Below are 24,039 nucleotides of genomic sequence, written 5' to 3'. Positions count from 1 at the left end.
GAAACTCACTTCATAAAAATAACCAGAATCTCTCTGGTTATTTTTATGTTTTACCTAGTTATTATTTAGCAATTTCATCCCAAGTTGTTACTTCGCCTGTAAAGATCTGTTTTACTTGTTCCATTGTTAAATCTTCCACAGAATTTTCATTGTTAACAATTACAGCGATACCATCAATAGCAAGTGGTTCAGCTGTTAGAACTTCTAATTCTTCATCTTTTAATTCGCGAGAAGCCATTCCAATATCAGCCGACCCGTCCATTGCAGCAGTCATACCAGCAGAAGAACCGTTTGATGTAACATCGATTGTAACTTCTGGGTTAAGAGCTGTATATTCTTCAACTAGAACTTCCATTACTGGTGTTACTGAAGTTGAACCAACAATACTGATATTTCCAGTCATATCTTCAGCTGCTTCATATGCTGGCGCATCTGTTACTGCTTCAACGTATCCTTCACCTACAACAATTTCTTGTCCTTCAGCACTCATAATGTATGTCCAGAAATCTTGAGCAACTTCACTTAATTCTCCATTGTAAGCAATATTGAATGGACGAGAAATAGCATATGAACCATCTTGTACGGTTTCAGGAGTTGCTTCTACGCCTTCAATGTTCACACCTTTAATACTGTCATCTAATGACCCTAAAGAGATGTACCCGATTGATGCTGGGTCTCCAGCTACTGTTGTCATAACACCACTCGTACTATTTTGAATAGTCGCTCCAGAATACGTGTTATCTGTTTCAGTATCGCCATCTTCAACTAGTACACCTGTGATTTCAGTAAATGCTCCACGAGTACCAGAACCATCTTCACGTGAAATAACATTGATTGTCTGAGTTGTGTCAAATTCTTCCGTGTTTTCTGATGAACCTGCAGAATCTGATTCTGCTCCACAAGCTGCTAATGTTAAGCCTAGGCCTAAAGTTAAAGTTATTTTTGATAGTTTTGTAATAGTCATTTTACCCATCCTTTTAGTATTAGTGTTGGACATCCATACCCCTCGTCCACATACATATCTTAACGAATGAATATTAATTTTAATCTCGCTTTATGTAATGTTTTTGTAGATTATTGTAAAGAGTATTAACTTTGTGTAAAGTTCGCTTTCTCTGCCTATCGATATAAGGTCTCTACTTTTATTAGTGGTTGTTGAAATTCGTTCAAACATTTGTTAAACAAGTAAAAAAGCCTCGAGATTTACTCAAGGCTTTTTTTACTACCATTTAATTTAATGATGCATTGTCCATTGCATGTAACTAGTTATTTTGGTTGGATAGGCAGTCTCACAATGAATGTTGTTCCTAACCCAAGTTTGCTTTTAACAGTAATCGATCCATTCAAGTTCTCCACTAAATACTTCACGATCGATAATCCTAGTCCTGTTCCGCCAGAATTACGACTACGAGCTTTATCCACTCGATAAAAGCGTTCAAAGATTCGATCTTGTTCATCTTCAGGTATTCCTATTCCATTATCTGAAACCAAGATAACCGCTTGATTCTTTTCTTTTCTTATAGTAACCGTTACTTCTCCGCTCTCTTGAGTATAAACAACTGCATTATTAATGAGATTAGCCAATATTTGCTTTAATCGACTACTGTCTACTGTAATAAATAAAGTGTCTTCTTCAACTAAGTTTAGTTTCATCTCTTTTTCATCTGCTGTTTGTTTCACGAGTTGAAAGGTAGATAAGACTGCTTCGGTAAGATTGACTTCTTGCATGTTCATAGGAACTTGTTTTTGTTCCAGTTTCGACAACTCTAGAATATCGTTTACTAAAAAATCTAAACGACTACTTTCAGCCAGCATAATTTCTAAAAATTGTTTCAATACTTCTTTGTCTTCCATTGCTCCGTCCAACAATGTTTCTGAGAAACCTTTAAGGGCTGTAACAGGAGTCTTTAATTCATGTGAAGCATTGGTTACAAAATCTGTCCGGACTTTTTCAAGCCTTCTAATTTCTGTAATGTCATACAATAAAACAATTAAATTTTGCTCTCCTGGTTCTTTCCCGTCAATTGGAACAATATTTGCGTCAACAATTTTATCTTTGGGATAGTAAAAGTAAATTTCATCATTTTGTTTTTCATTTTGCTGATAAGCTATTTCAATCAAGTGGCTTAATCCATAGCTTTTCGTTGCTTCAACATAAGAATTTCCAACAAGTTTAGTGACATCTTCCCCTAGAATAACACTCATAGCAGGATTCACCATTTTTATGGTTCGATGTTCATCTATCAGCATCACACCAATAACCAAATGATTGATCAATTCATAAAGTCTTTTGTCATTTTGCTCGATTTCTTGTGTTTGTTCTTCTAAACTTGTTGCTAGTTCATTTATCGTTTGCCCTAAATCGGCCACCTCACCATATGCATTCCCATTATATCTGACTTCATACTGTTTATCTGAAAGACTTTTAGCAACAGTCATAATATCATTAATGGGTTTTGCTATACGTTTTGTTATAATTAGTGTAATCAAGGTCGTTAAAATAAGAGCTAATAAACTAAACAGCAACAGAGAATTTTTTATTTGTTCACTAATTTGATTGATTTCAGCTACTGGTCTAGATAAACGCAAGACCCCTACTAATTCATTCTGTTCGCTCAGCAAAGGTACTGCAACATAATACAACGTTTCATTGGTACTTTCACTATTCCTGGCTGAAACACCTACTTCATCTCCAGCTAACACCGCTTTAAATTCCTCACGATTACTATGATTTTCCAACGTTTCTTTATTTGTTGCTGAATCAAAGACGACAACACCAGAAAGATCAATGATCGTTAATCTTTCATCTGACTGCTTCTCAAGTGCTGTTGCCTCATTTGTTGCAGCTTCCAAATTTGTTGGATCATCAGCATTCATAGGAAGTAAGCTTGCTATTGTTTTAGCTTGTTTGATTAACTCTTCTTCTTGACTGTTACTAGCATAATCTTGTAGTAAATTAATCGAGAAAAGACCAATAGATAAACTAAAAATAGTGAATATCGCAATGAATATAGCTAAGATTCGAAATTGAAGTTTCCTCATTTTTTTGGAGCCTCAAATTTATAGCCAAAACCTCTTACTGTTCGAATATAAGCAGGATTTTTTGTGTCTACTTCTATTTTTTCTCTTAAGTGACTAATGTGAACATCAACAATTCGGGTTTCACCTGCATAATCAAAGTTCCATATTGCATCCAACAATTGTTCTCTGCTGAGAATCCGATTGATTCGTTTGATCATATACATCAGTAATTCAAATTCTTTAGGAGTAACATCTATCTTTTCTCCTCTTACAATCACTTCATACTGGCTAGGATCTATTTGGATATCTCCTACTTTAATCAATTCATCCTGTTCTGCTGTATTATTAGCTTCTTTTAAAGCTTCTTCCACATTGCTCTTACTGCTCATTCGTCTCATAATAGCTTTCATTCTTGCAAGTACTTCACGCGGACTAAATGGTTTGGTCATATAATCATCTGCACCTAATTCAAGACCGATAATTTTTTCAAGTTCATCATCTTTAGCTGTTAGCATCATAATTGGCGCTTCAATTTTTTCTTGTCGCAATTTTTTGCAGATATCCATTCCGCCCATTGACGGAAGCATTAAATCTAAAATAATAAAATCATACGGGTGAGCTACAGCCATTTCGTATCCTTCTAAACCATCCAAAGCTGTATCTACTTGATAACCCTCTTTTTCCAGATTAAAAGCTAACAATGTTAAAATAGATTGTTCATCATCGACAATTAATACTTTTTTCATTTTATCCCGCCTATATTGATATTTTTAATTTTCCCCTCGTGCTTTAACCTACTTTTCTAAGATCACTACGCCAATTTCATGAGGAGAGTCTGCATAAATAGCTGTTTCAGTTAAACGAAGTTCACCATCTACACCTCTAACTTTCAAATGACAATAGACACTGTTCTTTGATAATGCTTGATAAAAGTCAGATTCAGTTTCAATAGGCAAATTGTTGCAATAAACAATTGTGTCTCCAACGACTAAATTCATTTTTTCCGCTGGCGTATCTGGACGAATACCAATAATTTTTATCCCATTTTCAGCTGGTCCAAAAAGGACACTCCAATTTTTTTCTCGTTTACGATGACGATATAATACAATCCCTCCACCAATAATCAAGAACACAAATCCAAAAATTGGAGCATAAGGAATCCAAATGGAAGCTATGGCAATCATTACTGCCACTCCTGTTATGACTACTAAATCATTAACTAACTTGGAAACAGCAGCTTTTGGCACTTGAGATTGGATAGTGAATTGAAAACCAATTAAAATCGGCAACCAAAAGAAAGAATACAATTCGTTTCCGATTGAAAAGACTGGCCACCAGCTAAAGAATGCTTGAAAACCTTCACCTGGAACAACTAATAACAATGGCATGACCCAAAAAGGTTTTATCGGATATTTCGCAATCCGTTTTCCGCGTTTTGTTTTTAAAAAGCGGGCAGATAAATGAGTATTCGCTTTTCTTTTAATGGTAACAATAGAAGCCCCTAATAAAAGAATAAGAATAATAAAGCTATTCATAAATAATGGCATACCAATAAATTCGCTTTGACTTAAAGGCTGGTACCAGTTATTCGGTATAAAAGAAAAATCAAGACTGTCTAAAACTAATGGTAGTCCTAAAAGAATTAATGAACTTATTGAAACTGTAAATATCGGATGAACAAATCGATAACCAACAACCAAGCTCAGAATTGTTACAATTTGATACACAATAATCCAGTCCATTGTAACTGGAATACCAACAACGGTTAAAAGTATTGAACCAATCAACCCAGAAAGAAGCCCTAAAAGTAAATAATTTTTAATTTCGTACAATGTATTATAAACAGCTACACGATGATTACTTCTTTCATGGTTGATCCGACGGTGACTTGTCCAAATTGCAAAAACTAAACCCACTAAAAATGTAGGTTGGATAAAAAACAGCACTAGCGCAATTAAAAAATTTGCTGCCATTTGCATCTACTCCTTCTCTTCTTTTCTATTTTATCAAACTAAATCAATATAATCATGAATTTATCTATTTCTAAATATAGTTTACATGATTTTTACAATAAAAAGCAGTTTATACCCTATATTTCTTTTTTTATCTAAAAAAAAACCAATCACTAACACGATGTTAGCGATTGGTTTAAAACGTTTTTGGGAAACGGTCAGAATAAAATTCTGTATTTTATTAAGTGATTAGTTTATACGGCCAAAACCAACTAGGTATTGAGCCCAATAAGCTTGACTAATCGTTGCAACTGAAACACCTTTTGAAGATTGTGAACCAATGAATTGATTGTTTCCAAGATAGATAGCTACATGATCAATACTTCCTGTTTGGTTAAAGAATACTAAATCACCAGGTTGTGCTTCAGATTGCGAAATCTTTGTTGAAGCTGCATATTGAGCACCTGCTGTACGTGGAAGATTGATACCAGCTGCTGCAAATGCATAGCTAGTAAAACCAGAACAGTCAAAACCGCTGGTAGTTGTTCCACCATAAAGATACGGTGTTCCAAGAACCCCATAGGCTGCATTTTTGATTGTTGCCCATGAACCATTTGAAGAAGTTGCAGCGGTTGTTGAAGCTGCTTTTTTTGTTTCAACTGGTTTAGCTGTTAATTCTGAAGCTTCATTTGCTTTGCTTTCAGAACTTACTAGTTCAACTGTTTCTGAATTAGTATTTTTAACAGAAGACGTTGTTTTAACAAGTGCTAGTTCTTCTGCACCTTTTTCAGCTGCTGCTTTAACAGCTAGAAATTTTTCTTTTTCATTTGTAACAATAGATTTTTCAGCAGCAATAGATGCAACAACTGCTTCTTTTTCTAATTTTTGTTGTTCCAAATCAGTCTTAGAAGCCTCTAATTTTGCAGCCAATAAAGTTTGCTCTTCAGCTTTTTTTTCAGTCTCTTTTTGTTTTGAAGCTACAGCTTCTTTATCAGTTGCTTGAGCTTTTACTAAATCTTGATTTGCAGATACAATTTGGGAAACGACATCAGCGCGTCCAATAATATCAGCAATTGAGTCAGCATTTAGTACAAAATCCACATAATTTTGATTATCTCCATCAACTTGTACAGAGCGTACTTGATCTTGTAATTTAGCTTCGCGTTGCTCAATAGCAGTAGTCAAATCAGAAACTTCCGTTTCCAATTCTTTTAAACTTGTTTGTGTTTCTTTCATTTCAGCCATCAATGATTCCGCATTATTTTCGTTATCAGTGATGGTTGCTGTAATGGTTGCTAATTGAGATTCTGCTGAAGCTTCTTTCTTTTCAAGATCAACCAATTTTTCTGTAGATGTTTGGATATCCTCATCTGTACTTGCAAATGCTGTCATAGGTGCAACATAGGTTGAAAAACCCAATGCTGCAACTAATGCTATATTAATGAACTTTTTATTCAATTTTGTATCCCCCGTTTTCCCAAATAGTTTAGTTTTTGTCTTTAGTTAAAATAATTATACTTTCAAGAATTTTCTAATTGACATGAATGATCCGATTGCACCGATAATAATTCCAATTGCCAACATTAATCCGCCAACTTGGTATAAGAATGGATTTGGTGTTAGAAGTGCAAAGTACGTACCAGCTAAGAAATCTGTTAATACATCAAATGATGCAATGTATACAAAACTCAAAATCGTTACTGGTATGATTGCACCAATCAGTCCTATTAAAGCTCCTTCTATTAAGAAAGGCCATCTGATATACCAATTTGTTGCACCGACTAATTTCATAATTTCAATCTCAGTACGGCGTGAAAAAATCGTAATTCGAATCGTATTTGAAATTAAAAATACAGCTGTCAGGATCAAAGCTACAATGACCACCGCTCCAACATTACGAACCGTATTCATCGTTTTAAATAAGTTATCTGCAGTTGCTCCACCATAATTGACTTGAGTGACATAATCTAACTCTTCAATCTGTTTTGCAACAGGTGCTGTATTTTCTGGAGCATCTGTATTCACAATATATACATCATATAAAGGATTATCGTCTCCATCAAATAAATTAAATTCATCACCATAACTGCCGACTACTTGCTCTAATTCATCTTCACGACTTGAAAATTCAACCGACTCCACATTATCAAGCGTTTCTAATTCTGATTGTAATTGTTTTTGTTGTTCTTCATTTGCGGCTAAATCAATATACACTCTAACACTTACATCATTTTCAATATCAGTAGCTAGCTTGTTTACGTTCATCAACATAGCAATAAATGATCCAACTAATAGTAGAGTTACTGTTACAGCACTAATAGCTGCAAGTGACATCCAACCATTTCTTTTCAAACTTTTAAAACTATCAATAACATGTCTTTTTGCTGTTCTAGGCTTCATAACCGTAATCTCCTTCCAATTGATCTCGGACAATACGTCCATTCTCAACCGCAAGTACACGGTGTTTAACAACGTTAACGATTTGACTATTATGAGTTGCCATAATCACGGTTGTTCCTTGATTGCTGATTTCTTCCAAAATTTTCATGATTTCCCATGATGTATCTGGATCAAGGTTCCCTGTTGGCTCATCTGCAATTAAGATATGAGGAGTATTTGCAATGGCTCTTGCGATGGCAATTCGCTGTTGCTCTCCACCCGATAATTCATTAGGAAACATACGCACCTTGTGTTTTAAACCGACTAGTTCGAGAACTTCTAATACTCTTTTTTGAATAGCTTTAGGATTTTTTTCGACAACTTCCATTGCATAGGCAATGTTTTCATAAACTGTTAACTTTGGAAGTAATTTAAAATCTTGAAAAACAACTCCAACATAACGTCTTAAAAAAGGAATGTTTTTTTCTTTAATCGTCATTAAATCAAAATCTCCGACTTTAATTGTTCCTTTAGTTGCTTTTTCTTCACGATAAATCATTTTTATAAAAGTTGATTTACCAGCTCCACTAGGTCCGACAACATATACAAATTCACCTGGCTCTATACGAACAGATAAACCATTAATTGCTGTAATCCCGTTAGGATACTTCTTGTAGACGTTTTGCATTTCAATCATTTTTTTATCACCTAACTTTTTTAGTTTCTAACACACAATTCAGGTGTTTATTCTACCGCCATGGGTATTTTGCCTCAATGCTTAATCATTATAGCATTATAAAAAATTCTGTCAGTTGTATTTACTTTACAAATTTATTTCATTCTGTATTCTTTTTGTAACGTTACTGTCTTATTTGCATGTGTTGAACGATTTTCAGCCTTTTTTTTAAAAAAAATTATAAAATCCGCTTTATTAAGGATGAAATCTACCACTTAGCCTTTTATTCAGCTCTTATTTTGGGATTCAATAGATTTCTTTTATTACAAACAAAAAAACCAAAATTCTGACAACTTGGCTAAATTTGTCGGAATTTTGACTTTTCTTCATTATTCTTCAGTTGTTGAGATTTTACTTCTCAGATAAGTCTGTATAAATGGATCAATTCCACCGTCCATAACCTGACTGACATTGCCTGTTTCATAATTTGTACGATGATCTTTCACCATTGAATAGGGATGGAAGACATAAGATCTAATTTGTGAGCCCCAACCAATTTCTAATTGTTCACCCCTAATAGCGGCCATCTCTTTTTCATGTTCTTCTACTTCAAGTTGGTATAATTTTGCTTTTAACATACTCATTGCTTGTTCTCTATTTTTTAATTGTGAACGTTGTGCTTGACTAGCCACTACAACTCCAGTTGGCATATGAGTGATTCGAACAGCTGAATCTGTTGTATTAATGTGCTGTCCACCTGCTCCACTTGCCCGATAGGTATCCACTTTTAAATCATCCGAATTGATTTTTATATCCACACTGTCATCTAGCTCTGGCACAACATCAATTGAAACAAATGAGGTATGTCTGCGCCCTGCAGAATCAAATGGGGAAATTCGGACTAAACGATGAACGCCTTTTTCAGCTTTCAAATAACCATAAGCATTCATTCCTTTAATAAGCAATGTTACACTTTTAATTCCAGCCTCATCACCTGCTTGGTAATCTAGCGTCTCAATCTTAAATCCTTTTTTTTCAGCCCAGCGTGTGTACATTCTAAGCAGCATATTGCCCCAATCTTGTGATTCAGTTCCACCTGCTCCTGGATGTAGTTCAATAATCGCATTATTCTTATCATATGGATCACTCAATAGTAAATCCAGCTCATATTGATCTAGTTTATCTAGGAAGGGATTGATTTTACTATCCAATTCTTTTACTAGTTCTTCATCATTTTCTTCTTTTACCATCTCTAGTAGTAGGTCTAATTCCTCTTTTTCAGTTAAAAGGTCTTTATATTGATTGTATTTTTCTTTCAATTCATTTGCTTCATTGATAATCGCTTGAGCTTTTTGAGCGTCATCCCAAAATGTTGGTTCTGTCATCCTATCATTGTATTCAGCAATGTCTCTTTCTAATGTTTCTAAGTCAAAGAGACCTCCCAAAACCGTTTATTTTTTTATCCGCAGTTTCTAAATTATTTCTAATATCACTTAATTCCATTTTCTTCACTCCAATTTAGAAAGAACACGACTCATCTTACAAATCGTGTTCTTTCCTATATTATATTTTTTAGTTGATGTGGCAATTGAATGAACCATTAATGGCGTGTTTAATCCAATTTTCCATGACAATTTTTATATTTTTTACCGCTTCCGCATGGACAAGGATCATTACGTCCTACTTTTGAACTGTCTATTTTCATTGGTTTTTTTTGAGCTTCTTTAACAACTTGTCCGTCACCTGTTGAACGTGCCGTTGTTCCTTTGGCAACTTGTTCTCTTTGCAAGTTTTGACGAATTTGTGATTTCATTAATAGACGAGTCACTTCGTAATCAATAGAACCAATCATTTCTTCAAACAATTTGAATCCTTCTGCTTGATACTCAACTAAGGGATTGCTTTGACCATATGCACGCAAACCAATACCTTGGCGCAGTTGTTCCATTGTATCAATGTGCTCTGTCCATTTGCTATCCACTACACGTAAGATCACAACTTTTTCAAATTCTAGAACTTGTTCTTTACCATTTAATTGTTTCTCTTTTTCAGCATAGATTGATTTTGCAGCTTCCAGTAAGACTGTTTCAATTTCTTCAACTGTTTTACCTTCTAAATCACTCATTGAAATGTCGTCTGGGTGAACCAGCGAAGCCTGTGCAAAATCAAGAATAGTTTGTAATTTCCATTCTTCTTTTGGTCCTTGGGTATTGATTTGTACAATGCGTGCTATTGTGCGTTGGATCATTGGAACAGTGACATGTTTCAATGAATCTTCAGCCATGATCACTTCAAGTCGTTGATTGTACATAATTTCGCGTTGTTCACGCATAACATCATCATACTGCAAAACATTTTTACGTGTATCATAGTTGTTTCCTTCCACACGTTTTTGAGCAGATTCAACTTGACGTGAAATCATTTTACTTTGGATTACAGCATCTTCTTCACTCACTTTAAGGCGTTCAAGAACAGCTTGGATACGTTCCGAACCAAACCTCTTCATTAATTCGTCTTCTAATGAAAGATAAAATTGAGTAACACCAGGATCTCCTTGTCGTCCAGAACGTCCACGCAATTGATTATCAATACGACGTGATTCGTGTCGTTCTGTACCAATAACACATAGTCCACCTACTTCACGAACGCCTGCACCTAATTTAATATCTGTCCCACGTCCAGCCATGTTGGTCGCAATGGTGACTGCGCCTTTTTGACCAGCATTTGTAATGATTTCAGCTTCTTTAAAGTGATTTTTAGCATTCAAAACTTGATGAGGAATATTATTTTTTCTTAAATAACCAGCTATTAGTTCAGAAGTTTCAACCGCTACCGTACCTACCAATACTGGCTGTCCATTAGCATGTCGTTCTTTAATTTCTTCAACTACAGCATGGTATTTGCTTTCCAATGTTGGGTAAAGTAAATCTGGTTTATCATCACGAATCAATGGTTTATTTGTTGGTATAGATACTACGTGAATGTTGTAAATTTCACGAAACTCTTCTTCTTCTGTTTTAGCTGTACCTGTCATACCTGCTAATTTTCTATACATACGGAAGTAGTTTTGGAACGTTATATTCGCCATTGTTTTTGATTCATTTTGTATTTCTACATTTTCTTTGGCTTCAATAGCTTGGTGCAAGCCGTCAGAATAGCGACGACCTTCCATAATACGACCAGTAAACTGGTCTACGATCATTACTTTACCGTCTTGGATAACATAATCTACGTCATGATGCATAATAAAGTTAGCTCTCAAAGCTTGATCAATATGGTGTGTCAACGCCTGGTTTTCCACATCATACAAATTATCTATTCTAAACGTTTTTTCAGCTTTCTCAATTCCAGTTTCTGTTAAAGCAATCGTCTTAGAAGGAATGTCAATTGTGAAGTCTTCTTCCTCTTTCAATCCTTTAACAAAGAAATCTGTTCGATTGTATAGAGCTGTCGATTTCGCTGCTTGACCTGAAATGATCAATGGTGTTCTAGCTTCATCAATTAAAATAGAATCGACTTCATCGACAATCGCATAATTCAATGGCCTTTGAACCATCTGTTCTTTGTAAACAACCATATTATCTCTAAGGTAATCAAATCCTAATTCGTTATTCGTACTGTACATAACATCCGCTAGATAAGCTTCACGTTTTTCTTCTGAAGATTTTGAATTTAAGTTTAAGCCTACTGTTAAGCCTAACCATTCATACAACTCTCCCATTTCAGTAGCGTCACGACTAGATAAATATTCATTTACGGTTACAACGTGCACACCTTCTCCTGTTAACGCATTTAAATAAACAGGCATTGTTGCTGTTAACGTTTTACCTTCACCAGTTTTCATCTCAGGAATGTTTCCACGATGCAATGTGACCCCACCCATTAATTGTACGTGGTAGGGATACAATCCTAGTACACGTTTAGCCGCTTCTCTAACAACCGCAAAAGCCTCAGGCAGTAAAGCATCTAACGTTTCACCCTCTTGGTATCTTTTCCTAAATGCAGGTGTTTTTGCTTTTAATTCATCATCAGACAAATTAGCCATTTCATCCGCAAGTTCTTCAACTTGCTTAGCAATTTTGCTTAAGCTTTTTAATTCTTTTTTATCGTTCTCAATTAAGTTACGTAAAAAATTAGCCATTAATCTTTCTCCCCTATTATCTTCATCTATATTTCTATTTAGTTTAAGTTAAATTTCATTTTGTTAGTAGACAAGTTGACTTCAGCTTGACGTTAGAACTTTCGAGTTTTATGACAATAGTCAATATTCTTATTAATTCTATCATTACTGATTCACAATTGAAACCTTTTTATCTACATTAAGCATTCCTTATCTAGATGCCTTTCAGCAAAAAAGAAAATCCAAAAAACTTCAAGGCAAGAAAGAAGTTTCTCTTGCCTTGAAGTTTTTTCATTTTCAGTACTTCAAGTTATTCGGTTTCAATTAATCCATATTTTCCATCTTTACGACGGTATACGATACTTGTACCATTTGTATCTGCATCTTCAAAAATGAAGAAATTATGTCCTAACATATCCATTTGTAACACCGCTTCTTCACTATCCATTGGTTTCAATGATAAACGTTTCGTTCTAACGATATTCACTTCATCTTCCATTAATTCTTCCTCTTCCCCTGGTAAAACAGGTGGAACAACAACGTTGGATCCGCGAGATCTGCGGTTAACTTTAGTTTTATATTTTCTCATTTGGCGTTCAAGTTTATCTGTTACCAAATCAACACTTCCATATAAATCAGGCGAGGTTTCTTCCGCACGTAGAACTAAATAAGGTAAAGGAATCGTTACCTCCACTTTAGCAGTTTTATCGGAATACGTTTTTAAATTAACGTGGGCTGTTGCTTCAGGTACATCATTAAAATATTTTTCAACTTTCCCAACTTTTTTTTCAACATAACTACGAATAGCTGCAGTTACCTCAATATTTTCGCCACGGACATTATATTTAAACATAAACACTCTCCCCTTTCATCTGATTGTGTATCAGAATCAGCATCATCAATTGGACCACTCAAATGATGATATGCTTAAATTAATTATATATCAACACCCAAAGATTGCAAATAAAATCGATTACATTTGGCTAACTTTAGCGAGAAACAGAAAATGTTTCGATACTTTGTGCCCCATTTCTCATCAAACAGTCGGCGGCATGAAAAAAGGTTCGACCTGTCGTATAGATATCGTCTACTAGGATTAGGTGTTTTCCTTTTATATTCATTTTAAGACTCTTGTCAACCACAAACGGTTGGGGAGAGAGCATTCGCATTTTCCGATCTTTACTTGATTGTTTCTCTCCAGTCCCACAATGAATTAAAACGGATGTGTAAGCTACTCCGGCAAAATCCAGCAAACCTTCTACTTGGTTAAACCCTCTTAATTGTTTGCTTTTATCGCTTATCGGTATGGGCACAACTTGTTTCTTTTGTTTTAAAAGAAAGGATTGAATTTCTTTTTTGAATAATTCACCTAGCCGATAATCCCCCGTATATTTGTAAGCCTCTATCCATTCTTTTATGAACGTATTGTATTGATATAGTGCTGTATGTTTGAAGGCATAGCTTGGATATTCAGCTTTCCATTTTTGACAATCTGGACAGAGTTCTTCTTCTTCCCAGTGCCGACTGCACCCTCGACAAACAGGAACATTTTGTAACGACACTAATTTACTCGAACAAGAATCACATCTAACCTTTGGTTCAACTCTAATAAAAGACACCAATTCTCTTAATTGTATGCTTTCTTTAGTTGTCTTTCCACACCATAGACACTTCATTTCCCTATCAACAATCCCCTTTCACGAGCTAATTTGTTCATTTTTTTTATTTGGGTGATAGCATTTTTCAGAGCTTTTGTTTGTCCGTAATGGAGATATCGTACTTCTCCTGTTGGAAAATCACGATGTCTGCCCACACGACCGGCAATTTGAATCAATGCAGCTTCTGTGAACGTTCGATCTTCAGCACCTAACACAAGGACATCAATATCTCGAAAAGTAACACCTCGCTCCAAAATAGTTGTTGTCAACATGAACTGATAGCTTTCATCACGCATCTTCTGTACTTTTTCTTTGCGCTGCTCATCCTCCGAAGAAACGCTTGTAAATGAAGAGTTTGGAAAAAACTCTGTAAGGCAACATGAAAATTCGAGCATCAATTCAATATTAGGAACAAATACTAGGAATCGACGGTTTGCTTGTAACAAACGCTGGATCTCTTTGAAGATCACAGCTTTTTTGTGCCGTTTCAGAATTGATTTGCGCCAGTCACCTGCCCAAATAGCTTTAGGTTCAGGTAGCGCAAACCCATGATAGCGCGCTGGTAAAACTGAAGCAGTTAATTTTTTTTGTGCAATATCTTGTCTCATTTGTTTGTTTGGGGTAGCAGATAAATAAATAATGGTTCCGGTAGTTTTTTTAGCTTTCTGTGCAGCAAATTGTAAAGCTTTATCTGTATCAAACGGAAAAGCGTCAATTTCATCGATGATTAAGACATCAAAAGCTTCTCTAAATCGCATAAGCTGATGAGTAGTTGCAATAACTAATTGAGTGTAGTTGTAACCTCCTTCCATCTCTCCATAAAGAGTAATTTGTTCTACCTGTTGAAAAGCGCTTTTTAGACGGGGGGCTAATTCTAGACACACATCTGTTCTCGGAGAAGCTATGCAGACTCTTTTTCCACTTCTGATTGCCCATTCTATTCCTTTAAAAAGTATTTCGGTTTTCCCAGCACCAGCCACAGCCCATATCAGCCTTGTTTGGCCAGTTTTTATAGTTGTTTCAATTTCTTTAGATGCGAGTGCTTGCTGTTGCGATAGTTGGCCTTGCCAAGTCAAAATAGGTTCTTTTATTGAGATGAACTGATTTTTTTCAGGAACATGATAAAGTGTACTACATCGTTTAATTTTCCCCATCTGAAGACAGCGAATGCAATAAAAACAATTTTTCCCACAGGTACAAGGAGCTGCTTGTCGATCTTTTAGTTGATTAGACCCACAGCGCCGGCAAGTTTGTTGTTGGCCTACTTCTATAAAACCATTTGAAGTTATACCGTTACCTTCTTTAAGAAAATCTTCATTTAATTCACTTAATAATAACTCTCTTCCCATCAAAAAATGGTTCATCTTTTCCATCACCTCTTTTTTACTATACGCAAAAAAGGTTCGGGATTCTCTTTATCCCAAACCTTTACCTATTCAACTATTCGTTCTAGAATGTCATTCATTTGTATTTCTATAAAATAGTATAATAGCTTTATTTGCTTGTCTGATCTTCTGCCCACGTCATGCCTAAAGCACCTTCACCTAAGTGTGTGCCAATAACTGGACCAAAACAACTAATTTCATAACGTAAGGTTGGGTATTGCTGCTTTAAATCTTCCATCCACGCTAAGGCTTCCTGCTCAGCATTGGCATGGATAATCGTTGTAACAATCGGATAACCTTTTGCAACATCTTCACCTAATAATTGTTCGATTCTTTTAAGAGCCTTTTTCTTCGTTCTTATTTTTTCAAAAACCGTAATTTTTTTATCTTCAAAATGCAAAATAGGTTTTATCTTCAATAACGAACCAATCATGGCTGAACCATTAGAAAGTCGTCCTCCGCGAACCAAATGATTCAAATCATCTACTACAAAATACGCCTGCAAGGTTTGTTGTATCTTTTCGAATGTCTGAAAAATTTCTTCAACGGTAAACCCTTCTTTAGCCATTCTTGCTGCTTCTAACACAAAGTAACCTTGTGCTGAACAACTAATTCCGGAATCATAAGGGTAAATCTTAAAATCTTCATAGATGGCAGCTAAACTTTTTATTGTATTATAAGTTCCACTCAGTTCACTCGATAAGTGAATACTTATCACAGCATCATACGTTTTAAATAATTCATTAAATAACACTGATGCTTGGCCTATAGGTGGTTGTGAACTTGTCGGTAAAGCTTCCATCACTTTAACTTTTTCAAAAAATGTAATAGGATTTATTTTCGTTTCTTCAATAATTTCTTTTTCCATTATGACCGATAAAGGCAATCTATAAATGGAATACATTTCACACTGTTCATCGGTTAAATAAGCTGTACTATCTGTTACCACTGCAATCTTCAATTTATCGCCTCACTATTAAGTTTATCCACAGTCTAGTGGCCAAGTTAAAATTATAGCATACTTTATTTTTTGTTAAAACTCCTTCTTTAGTAGCACACTTTTCATTATTCCTTTCTATTGTTCTTGTTCAGCCCTTACACTAAAGGTACACTATTTGTATAAGGCATTTATTTAGTTTGATGAAAGGACAAATTATGTTAACTCATTACTATACTATCGAAAAAGATGGACATTTTGAATTAGAAATACAAAAATCTCGTTTTATTTGTCACTTAAAACAGGTATCGGATGAACTAGAAGCTCAAGAGTTTGTTCATTCTATAAAAAAAGAACATAGCAAAGCCAACCATAATTGTGTAGCTTACTTAATTGGCGATCATAATGAAGTTCAACGTGCTTACGATGACGGAGAACCCTCTGGTACAGCTGGGGTTCCTATGTTAGAAGTTCTAAAGAAAAGAAATCTTAAAAATGTTGTGGTTGTTGTCACACGTTACTTTGGAGGTATTAAACTTGGTGCAGGAGGTTTGATACGTGCTTATGGAAAAACTGTCAGCGAAGGTCTGAATGCGATTGGAATTGTTGAAAGACGTTTGCACACTCAAGTAACGATTGTCGTTGCTTATCCAGCCTCAGGAAAATTGGAAAACTCTCTTCGTGAAGCGAACTACGCTATTAAGGATATTCTTTATTCTGATGTTGTTTCTTTTTTATGTCTCATTGATCACGAACAATTAACTGATTTCCAAGCTAACGTTATTGAGTGGCTCAATGGTCAAGTAACATTTAAACTAGGAGAAGATGTTTATTGTGACAAAAGAATTGTAAATTAAATGTTAAGAAATGATTACTTTTTCCGAATATTCTTTCTACTTGTTTTTATTCGTGATAGAATAAACAAGATATTTTAGGTTATATCTGTCTAGATAACAAGCGCCACCTTGATCAATTCAAAAGTAAATGATTTTTTCTGAAGGAGAATGAGTGTGAAGAAACATTCTAATACTAGTAGAAGTGCGTCATATATTAATAAACGAAAAAAAAGAAAGAATACAATCATTCTTTGTATCTTGATTCCAATTATGATTATCATTTTGGGAGCTGCGGTTTATGCAGCTAAGCTTTACGCAACGGCTCAAAAAACGATTGACGATTCTTATCATGAACTAGACCGTAGTAAAGAAGTTGAAGTCGATCCAATTAAAGAAACCACTTCTATTTTAATCATGGGTATTGATGATACCGAAGAACGCGATCTTGGAAGTGCAAGAACCGATTCGCTAATCTATTTGACTATTGATCCAAATAACCATGAAGTTAACATGATCAGTATCCCTAGAGACACTTATACTCCAATTATGTATCAAGGAGAATATTTGCGTGAAGATAAAATCAATTCAGCTTATGCTAAGGGAGAAGAACAAGCAACAATTGAAACTGTTGAAGAATTGTTAGATGTTCCTATTCATTATTATGTGACCTTTGATTTTGATGCCTTTTTGAAAATCATAGATGCTTTAGGCGGTATTGAAATGGATGTTCCAATAACTTTCTCAGAACAAAATTCTGATGGTAAGATGAATCAAATTACTTTAGAAGAAGGTTACCAAACTTTGAACGGCGAAGAAGCTTTAGCATTGGCTCGCACAAGAAAAATTGATAATGACGTTATGCGTGGAGAAAGACAGCAATTGTTGATACAAGCCATTGTTGAAAAAGCTTTAAGTGTTGGTTCTATATCAAAATATACAGACGTTATTGAAGCAGTTGGCTCAAACATGCGTACTGATTTAACTTTCAATGAAATGTTGGGAATAGCTCAAACAGGACTAGAGGGCTCTTATGCCTTTAACTCTTATACTTTTGAGTGGACAGATTTCATGTTGAATGGCGCCAGCATGGTTGAACTTTATCCAGATAGTGTTGACTTTGTCAGTCACCGTTTCCGAGTAGCACTTGGATTAGATTCTTTGGATGAACGGGATGCTGACGATTATGAATTTGAAACAAACGGCATAACAAATTACGCTTATTAAAACAAAAACGGGTACAAGACTTAACAGTCTTGTACCCGTTTTTGTTTTAGTTATCTTTTTCGATTTAATTTTTTTGCAAAACGTCTGAATTTTGATAATAAAGGTCTTCTTTCTTCACTGACTAATCCAATTAATTCCATGAACAACTCTAGACCAAGCAATAAGCCTACTGTTAACATAATGGATCCCAAAAAAGTAGATAAAGGATACATCAATGCAATTAATGAAAACATAGCGGCAATGCTATAAATAGCAAGCACCGTTTGTCTATGGGTCAATCCCAGCGTCATTAAACGATGGTGCAAATGCATTTTATCTGCACTCGAAATTGGTGTTCGATTTAATCGTCTTCTCAATATGGCTGCAACCGTATCTGTAATCGGTATGCCTAGTATGACGACCGGTATGATAACAGTAATCAACGTTGCGTTTTTTAGGCCTTGAAGTGACATAATAGATATCATAAAACCTAAAAATAAAGCGCCTGTGTCACCTAAAAAAATACGTGCTGGAAAAAAGTTATAGGGTAAAAATCCAATGGCTGCTGCAACAAGAGTAAAAATCATGATTGGAACAGCCACATCAGCAATTGTTAAAAAGAAGAATCCAATAATACCCATAGTTGTTAGAGCAATAATTGAAACTCCTGTTGCTAATCCATCTAAGCCATCTATTAAATTGACTGCATTTGTAATAGCTAATATCCATATTAATGTAATGGGTAAGCTAAAGACTCCTAACTGTATCTTCCCAATTAATGGCAAGGTAACGAGATCCATTCGTATATCAGCTACATAGTAAATAATTAGTGCAGCTATTAGGATACCCAATAATTTCATTTTTGGGGAGATCTCGATTAAATCATCAATCATTCCAGTAATAATAATTACAGTAGAAGCAACAAATAACGGCAGAACTTGTTTAAATGGAATTGGCTGCAAAAAAAATAGGGAAAAATAAAAAGACAAGTAGATCGCCAATCCACCTAAAGTTGGCATCGCCTTTACATTTACTCGTCTTTCGCCAGGTTTGTCTATAGCATTTACTTTTAATGCCAATTTTTTTATTAGCGGTGTCAGCATAAAACTGATTATGATCGTTAATAAGCAGAACACCAATACTTGAAACATATCATACATAAAAAAGAAACCTACTTTCAAAGCCATTCTTGCTCTCATTATACAAATTTAATGGCTAAAATACAATTGCAATTTAGTTTGACTGGACTGAAGCCCCTTTAACAGCAAAAAAGATTTACGCTACTTGTTGCTTAGCGTAAATCCTTTTCTAAATAAAATTCAAATCTTTCCCCAACATATTGAGTACGGACATACTCAAATGGTAAGTTTTCTTCTGAGTAACTGATTTGTTTCAACTGAAGAATCGATTCGCCACGTTTTATAGATAAATACTCCGCAATTTTTTCAGAAGCACGCATAGCGGAAATCGTTTGTTCCGCTCGTTTAACCGTGATGCCTTGTTCCGCTTCTAAAACTTTGTAAAGTGATTTAGTAATTTCTTGTTTTCCTAATGATTCAACGAGGTGATACGGGATCGTTGCCACTTCAAAACAAATAGGAATATCATCTGCATATCGAATACGTTCCATTCTTAAAACCATTGCTTCTGGTTCAAGCTTTAAATTTTCTGCTTCACTTACACTCGCAGGCTTGACATGATAGGAGATCGTTTTACTTGTGGGTTTTCTTCCTTGTGAAGTCATAATATCGGTAAAACTTTGAATACCAGCCATTTTTTCTTGTACTTTTTTATTGGATACATAGGTGCCAGAGCCTACTTTTCGCTCTAATATTCCTTCATCTACCAGAGTTTGTACGGCTTGCCTCAAGGTCATTCGGCTGACATTAAAATGGATAGCTAAATCTCTTTCAGAAGGAATACGCTCTCCTATTTTCCAAACTTCTTGTTCTATCATTTTTCGTATTTGATTATGAATTTGAATATAAATTGGTGTCGCCTTAGCCATGATTTCGCTCCTATCGTTGCATTAATTTCGCTGCTGCTTCATCTACAATCATAATCACATTCTTATGATTTTGCAAGATGCTTGCCGGAACTTCTTGTGTTACAGGTCCTTCTACAGCTTTTTTAATAGCTTCTGCTTTTGTTTCACCATAAGCCATTAAAATAATTTTTTCAGATTTCATAATTGACTTGATTCCCATTGAATAAGCTAAACGCGGAACATCTTCAGCATTATCAAAAAAGCGTTTATTTGCTTCAATAGTAGATGGCAATAATTCTACTTTATGCGTTGTTAAATCAAAAGAAGTTCCAGGTTCATTAAATCCAATATGTGCGTTGCTTCCAATACCTAAAACTTGAATATCAATCGGGTGTGTTTCAATAATTTGATCATAGCGTTCGCATTCTTGTTTTGCATCTTTAGCCATTCCATCGGGCACAAATGTTTCTTTGAATGGTTTTTTAGAAAATAACTGTTCTTCCATAAAATAATGGTAGCTTTGAGGATCTGTAGGAGCAAGTCCAACATACTCATCTAAATTAAGAGCCGTCATTTCTGAAAAATCTACGTCACTTTGGATCATTTCATGATACAACGAAACAGGTGTACTTCCCGTAGCCAAACCTAGTACTTTTGCTCCTTGATCCATACCTTCTTTAATCAATTCAAATGCTTTTTTTCCGCCTTCTACGTTATCTTTCACAATAATTATTTCCATTATTAATTTCCACCTTTTCTTTTCGATTCTAGTTTAGTAAACCATTTTTCCGTAACTAAATGTATGCTCTACTTCGAATTCACTATTCATTACGATCATATCGGCATCTTTACCCGCTTCGAGACTGCCTTTTTTATTTAAACCGAATTCTCTTGCTTGATTGACAGAAGTCATTTTTACAGCATCCTCAATGGAGCAACCAGTAAATGCCATAATGTTTTTAAATGCATCATTAAACGTCAATACACTTCCTGCTAACGTTCCATCTTCTAATCTTGCTTGATTATTTTTTACTAAGACTTTTTGCCCACCTAATTCGCTCTCACCATCAGGCAAACCTTTTGCACGCATCGAATCCGTGATGACTTCAATCCGGTCTGGTCCTTTAATTTTATACGCTAAGTTGACCATATCAGGATGAATATGATAGCCGTCAACAATCATTTCTGTATAGATAGCGTCTTCTAGAAAGGCATGTCCTGTTACTCCTGGCTCGCGATGATGCAGCCCTCTTTGTGCATTATACAAATGTGTAATATGTGAAGCTTTAGAGTCCATCAACTGGGCTCTAGTTGCGTTGCTGTGACCGATTGAAAGAACAATGTTTTGACTCATACAATAATCTTCAAATTCTGACGCATCACTTGTTTCAGAAGCATAAGTGACTAAGCGAATACGATTTCCACTTAACTTATTCCATTTTTCCATTTGTTTTGCGTCTGGTATGCGAATGAATTCTTCTGGTTGTGCTCCTTTAAACTCTTTTGATACAAAAGGACCTTCTAAATGAATTCCTTGAATCACAGGGTTTTTACTAGCAGCTTCATTGATGGTGATAAGTGCTTTATCAATCGCTTCATAAGACTGTGTCATTGTTGTTGCAAAGTAAGAAGTGATGCCTTCTTTATACATTTCTTGAAGCATCTGATTGATTTCATCTGCACTGCTGTCCATGTTGTCATAGCTGTAACCACCATGACTGTGAACATCAATAAAACCTGGTAAAACTATTTTTCCAGCAGCATCTTGTTCTTGATCCGTTGATTCTTTTTTATAATCACTCATTTTTCCTACAGCTAAAATTTCTTCAGAAAAGCGAATAAACGCATTTTCAACTTTTTCTTTTCCTGTGTAAATAGTTGCATTTATTAGTACATTAGCCATTTTGTATTCTCCTTTGCTCTTTTTTATCATTATAAATGGTATAGACCAAAAAAGCAAGCAAAAAAGTAAAGCACCTAATCTTCAAAAAAATCATGTACTTTACTATAATTTTCACCTACTGTTACATCGTATTGAATCATATCGTATACCTTTAGCAACTCTTGTGTTGTTTTTGAAAGATCTTCTCGTTTGGCAGCTACAACTGTTGAATCGCGTTCAAGGTATGTCTCTTTTTCAAAAGCAGGCAATTCCTCTTCCAACTCCATCAAAAAAGCATGGTAAGGAGTAACTTGAGCATTTGCAATGTCTAAAATATGATTCATATAATAAATAGGACTAATGGTTCCAATTGTATCGTAGTTTTCAGCAAAATTAGAATAGATGAGCAATGGCGTTTGGTGCATTTTTAAACGTCCATTCGTTTCGACTACAGTCTCATTATAAAAACTTGGCAGGTGGTCTCCCCAAAAAACAACGATCGTTTTTTCAGTTGATTGACCTATTGTTTTTAAAAATTCAGCCAATGCATCATCACTATACGCTAGATCTTGTAGATAATTGGCTGCTTCTTTAGCATTTCCTGTCCCTTGAGCAGAATAGTTTGTCTTAGGGTATTTACCGCTGTAAACCATATGGTTCTGCATCGTAACCAAGTGGATAAAATCAGGCTCTTGTGTTGTTTTCATTTGTTGCAAGACTTCTTGATAAGCGGATTCATCTGAAATATACGGATTCCGGTCTTTTTTACCCACAAATTCCATAGTTGTTTCCGTCAAAAACGTTGTAAACCCTAATTTTTGGTAAACTTCATTTCGTTTATACATCGTTGTATCATACGGATGAATAGCCGTTGTGGCATGTCCTTGCTGATTCAAATAAGAAACAACTGACGGCAACTCATTCATCCTAGAAACCAATTGCGTATAGGGAGTTGTTAAACTAGCAGTCATCGGTTCCATTGACAAGCCTGTTAAAGCTTCGAATTCGATGTTAGCTGTTCCACCTCCATAACCTTGAGATAATATCGTTCCACTTAAGGCAGTGTCCTTTAATGCTCGTAGCTTCGGAATCGGGTCTTTTGAAACGGTAACTCCTTCAAGAGCTGAGGGATCTGAAAAACTTTCATTCATGACATAAATAATATTTACGTCTTTTATTGATGCTAATCTTGTCTGATTTACTTTAACTGCTTTTTCTTCATATTCTTGAACTACTTTTATTAGTTGTTCTTCTGAATACCCTGCTGGTTTGGTCATAGCTTCTACGCCAAGGTTATATAAAAATCCACCTATAAAACCATTGTTGTAATAATTCATTTGCTGACTGTAAGGAATCCAGTAAGCATGTCGATCATAAGCAGATTTCACCAAATTACCCGGCTGATTAAACCCTAGACTATAAAAAAGAATAGCACTTGTCACAATGAATGTGCCGCCTCTTACAAACCAATTCCATTTTTTTTGTTTAGAATCAGTAAAGGATTTTGATCTTTTTTTATGCTTAATAAAAATAGATATGCTCAGTATGATAGTACTGATTAGAAAAATACTGATGACTAAAAGTAGCTTGCGATCGATCATTTGGATCAAAAAAGGCAACTCTTTAATCATGGTCAAATCAGATGGATACAAAGGTTCACCACGTAAAGCCATTTTTTGTTGTGTCGTTATACCTATTGCTACTACTCCAACGGACAGAATAAGGGTACTCAACCAACGCGAACCACTTATGGCTGTTATCCATAAGTAGATAGTAAACAGCAAAAATACCCCTATTAAAAACATTTCCGTATGCCATTGAAAGGCAAATTTTACAGCTAAAGAAAAACTGTATTGATTTTGAAAAAATTGCAGTCCAAAATTCCCTATAAATGAAGCAATCAAACCTAGTAAGATCGCATTCAAATACTCTTTAAAAATAGCTAGATAGCGATATGTAGATGAATTCGTTTGTTTCCCATGTAATTTTCTCATTTCATTCAC

The 24,039-nt window shown here is 35.2% G+C and carries 19 protein-coding genes and 2 pseudogenes; 2 read left to right on the top strand and 19 right to left on the bottom strand.

Annotation, left to right across the window (positions count from 1 at the left end):
- Positions 1–61: 61 nt before the first annotated feature.
- From ABS916_RS06505 to ABS916_RS06445, 14 genes and pseudogenes are all read right to left on the bottom strand, one after another.
- Positions 62–964, bottom strand: a complete 903-nt coding sequence (locus ABS916_RS06505; protein WP_350451114.1) for a substrate-binding domain-containing protein — start codon at positions 962–964, stop codon at positions 62–64.
- A 302-nt stretch (positions 965–1,266) separates the two neighbouring features.
- Complete coding sequence (gene pnpS, locus ABS916_RS06500; protein ID WP_350451113.1) at positions 1,267–3,042, bottom strand: two-component system histidine kinase PnpS; 1,776 nt, start codon at positions 3,040–3,042, stop codon at positions 1,267–1,269.
- On the bottom strand, positions 3,039–3,767 hold the full coding sequence (locus ABS916_RS06495) for a response regulator transcription factor (protein ID WP_350451112.1): 729 nt from the start codon (positions 3,765–3,767) through the stop codon (positions 3,039–3,041). Before ABS916_RS06495 ends, pnpS begins: the two co-directional genes overlap by 4 nt.
- Positions 3,768–3,815: 48 nt before the next feature.
- Positions 3,816–4,994, bottom strand: coding sequence for a PDZ domain-containing protein (locus ABS916_RS06490; protein WP_350451111.1), 1,179 nt, complete (start codon positions 4,992–4,994; stop codon positions 3,816–3,818).
- Positions 4,995–5,222: 228 nt separating this feature from the next.
- The gene (locus ABS916_RS06485) at positions 5,223–6,431 is read right to left on the bottom strand and encodes a C40 family peptidase (protein WP_350451110.1); all 1,209 of its coding nucleotides are present in this window, start codon (positions 6,429–6,431) and stop codon (positions 5,223–5,225) included.
- A 54-nt stretch (positions 6,432–6,485) separates the two neighbouring features.
- On the bottom strand, positions 6,486–7,373 hold the full coding sequence (gene ftsX / locus ABS916_RS06480; protein WP_350451109.1) for a permease-like cell division protein FtsX: 888 nt from the start codon (positions 7,371–7,373) through the stop codon (positions 6,486–6,488).
- Positions 7,363–8,049 carry a cell division ATP-binding protein FtsE gene (gene ftsE, locus ABS916_RS06475; protein WP_035021387.1) on the bottom strand — a complete coding sequence of 229 codons (687 nt, stop codon included), beginning with the start codon at positions 8,047–8,049 and terminating at the stop codon, positions 7,363–7,365. The genes ftsX and ftsE overlap by 11 nt, the downstream gene beginning before the upstream one ends.
- Before the next feature lie 368 nt (positions 8,050–8,417).
- A protein-coding gene (gene prfB, locus ABS916_RS06470) for a peptide chain release factor 2 (protein WP_350451108.1) occupies positions 8,418–9,531 on the bottom strand; the annotation gives its coding sequence in 2 pieces (ribosomal slippage) (positions 8,418–9,458 and positions 9,460–9,531; 1,113 coding nt in all).
- 109 nt (positions 9,532–9,640) lie between these two features.
- Positions 9,641–9,721: pseudogene (locus ABS916_RS12885) on the bottom strand (SEC-C metal-binding domain-containing protein); the annotation flags it as partial.
- A gap of 65 nt (positions 9,722–9,786) precedes the next feature.
- Positions 9,787–12,169 (bottom strand): annotated as a pseudogene (gene secA / locus ABS916_RS06465) (preprotein translocase subunit SecA); the annotation flags it as partial.
- Positions 12,170–12,458: 289 nt separating this feature from the next.
- Positions 12,459–13,001: a ribosome hibernation-promoting factor, HPF/YfiA family gene (hpf, locus tag ABS916_RS06460; protein ID WP_350451106.1), complete on the bottom strand. Its 543-nt coding sequence runs from the start codon at positions 12,999–13,001 to the stop codon at positions 12,459–12,461.
- Between the two features lie 136 nt (positions 13,002–13,137).
- Positions 13,138–13,710 carry a ComF family protein gene (locus tag ABS916_RS06455; RefSeq protein WP_350451105.1) on the bottom strand — a complete coding sequence of 191 codons (573 nt, stop codon included), beginning with the start codon at positions 13,708–13,710 and terminating at the stop codon, positions 13,138–13,140.
- Positions 13,711–13,820: 110 nt separating this feature from the next.
- Entirely contained in the window at positions 13,821–15,170 is a 1,350-nt protein-coding gene (locus ABS916_RS06450; protein WP_350451104.1) for an ATP-dependent helicase ComFA, read from the bottom strand.
- Positions 15,171–15,300: 130 nt separating this feature from the next.
- Entirely contained in the window at positions 15,301–16,152 is an 852-nt protein-coding gene (locus ABS916_RS06445) for a DegV family protein (protein ID WP_350451103.1), read from the bottom strand.
- A gap of 194 nt (positions 16,153–16,346) precedes the next feature.
- On the opposite strand from ABS916_RS06445, the gene ABS916_RS06440 reads away from it, so the two are divergent.
- Entirely contained in the window at positions 16,347–16,985 is a 639-nt protein-coding gene (locus tag ABS916_RS06440; protein ID WP_350451256.1) for a YigZ family protein, read from the top strand.
- A gap of 153 nt (positions 16,986–17,138) precedes the next feature.
- A complete protein-coding gene (locus tag ABS916_RS06435; RefSeq protein WP_350451102.1) occupies positions 17,139–18,188 on the top strand; it encodes an LCP family protein in 1,050 nt (349 codons plus the stop codon).
- Between the two features lie 50 nt (positions 18,189–18,238).
- Here the strand turns inward: ABS916_RS06435 and ABS916_RS06430 are convergent, their stop codons facing one another.
- The 5 genes from ABS916_RS06430 to ABS916_RS06410 form a co-directional block, all read right to left on the bottom strand.
- Entirely contained in the window at positions 18,239–19,318 is a 1,080-nt protein-coding gene (locus ABS916_RS06430) for a glycosyltransferase family 4 protein (protein WP_350451255.1), read from the bottom strand.
- Positions 19,319–19,458: 140 nt separating this feature from the next.
- Positions 19,459–20,175 carry a GntR family transcriptional regulator gene (locus ABS916_RS06425; RefSeq protein WP_350451101.1) on the bottom strand — a complete coding sequence of 239 codons (717 nt, stop codon included), beginning with the start codon at positions 20,173–20,175 and terminating at the stop codon, positions 19,459–19,461.
- A 10-nt stretch (positions 20,176–20,185) separates the two neighbouring features.
- Entirely contained in the window at positions 20,186–20,893 is a 708-nt protein-coding gene (gene nagB, locus ABS916_RS06420) for a glucosamine-6-phosphate deaminase (RefSeq protein WP_350451100.1), read from the bottom strand.
- A 33-nt stretch (positions 20,894–20,926) separates the two neighbouring features.
- Positions 20,927–22,057, bottom strand: a complete 1,131-nt coding sequence (nagA, locus tag ABS916_RS06415) for an N-acetylglucosamine-6-phosphate deacetylase (RefSeq protein WP_350451099.1) — start codon at positions 22,055–22,057, stop codon at positions 20,927–20,929.
- Between the two features lie 74 nt (positions 22,058–22,131).
- Complete coding sequence (locus ABS916_RS06410) at positions 22,132–24,030, bottom strand: LTA synthase family protein (protein ID WP_350451098.1); 1,899 nt, start codon at positions 24,028–24,030, stop codon at positions 22,132–22,134.
- Positions 24,031–24,039: the final 9 nt, after the last annotated feature.

The organism is Carnobacterium sp. (genome assembly GCF_040274945.1).
Lineage (GTDB): Bacteria > Bacillota > Bacilli > Lactobacillales > Carnobacteriaceae > Carnobacterium_B.
This window is presented reverse-complemented; position numbering and strand designations above follow the sequence as displayed.

Coding starts and splice junctions, on each gene's coding strand:
- ABS916_RS06425 (WP_350451101.1), bottom strand. CDS start 20,175: ATGGCTAAGGCGACACCAATTTATATTCAAATTCATAATCAAATACGA.
- ABS916_RS06450 (WP_350451104.1), bottom strand. CDS start 15,170: ATGAACCATTTTTTGATGGGAAGAGAGTTATTATTAAGTGAATTAAAT.
- ftsX (WP_350451109.1), bottom strand. CDS start 7,373: ATGAAGCCTAGAACAGCAAAAAGACATGTTATTGATAGTTTTAAAAGT.
- ABS916_RS06410 (WP_350451098.1), bottom strand. CDS start 24,030: ATGAGAAAATTACATGGGAAACAAACGAATTCATCTACATATCGCTAT.
- ABS916_RS06495 (WP_350451112.1), bottom strand. CDS start 3,767: ATGAAAAAAGTATTAATTGTCGATGATGAACAATCTATTTTAACATTG.
- ABS916_RS06430 (WP_350451255.1), bottom strand. CDS start 19,318: ATGTTTCAAGTATTGGTGTTCTGCTTATTAACGATCATAATCAGTTTT.
- ABS916_RS06505 (WP_350451114.1), bottom strand. CDS start 964: ATGACTATTACAAAACTATCAAAAATAACTTTAACTTTAGGCCTAGGC.
- ftsE (WP_035021387.1), bottom strand. CDS start 8,049: ATGATTGAAATGCAAAACGTCTACAAGAAGTATCCTAACGGGATTACA.
- nagB (WP_350451100.1), bottom strand. CDS start 20,893: ATGGAAATAATTATTGTGAAAGATAACGTAGAAGGCGGAAAAAAAGCA.
- ABS916_RS06490 (WP_350451111.1), bottom strand. CDS start 4,994: ATGGCAGCAAATTTTTTAATTGCGCTAGTGCTGTTTTTTATCCAACCT.
- ABS916_RS06440 (WP_350451256.1), top strand. CDS start 16,347: ATGTTAACTCATTACTATACTATCGAAAAAGATGGACATTTTGAATTA.
- nagA (WP_350451099.1), bottom strand. CDS start 22,057: ATGGCTAATGTACTAATAAATGCAACTATTTACACAGGAAAAGAAAAA.
- pnpS (WP_350451113.1), bottom strand. CDS start 3,042: ATGAGGAAACTTCAATTTCGAATCTTAGCTATATTCATTGCGATATTC.
- hpf (WP_350451106.1), bottom strand. CDS start 13,001: ATGTTTAAATATAATGTCCGTGGCGAAAATATTGAGGTAACTGCAGCT.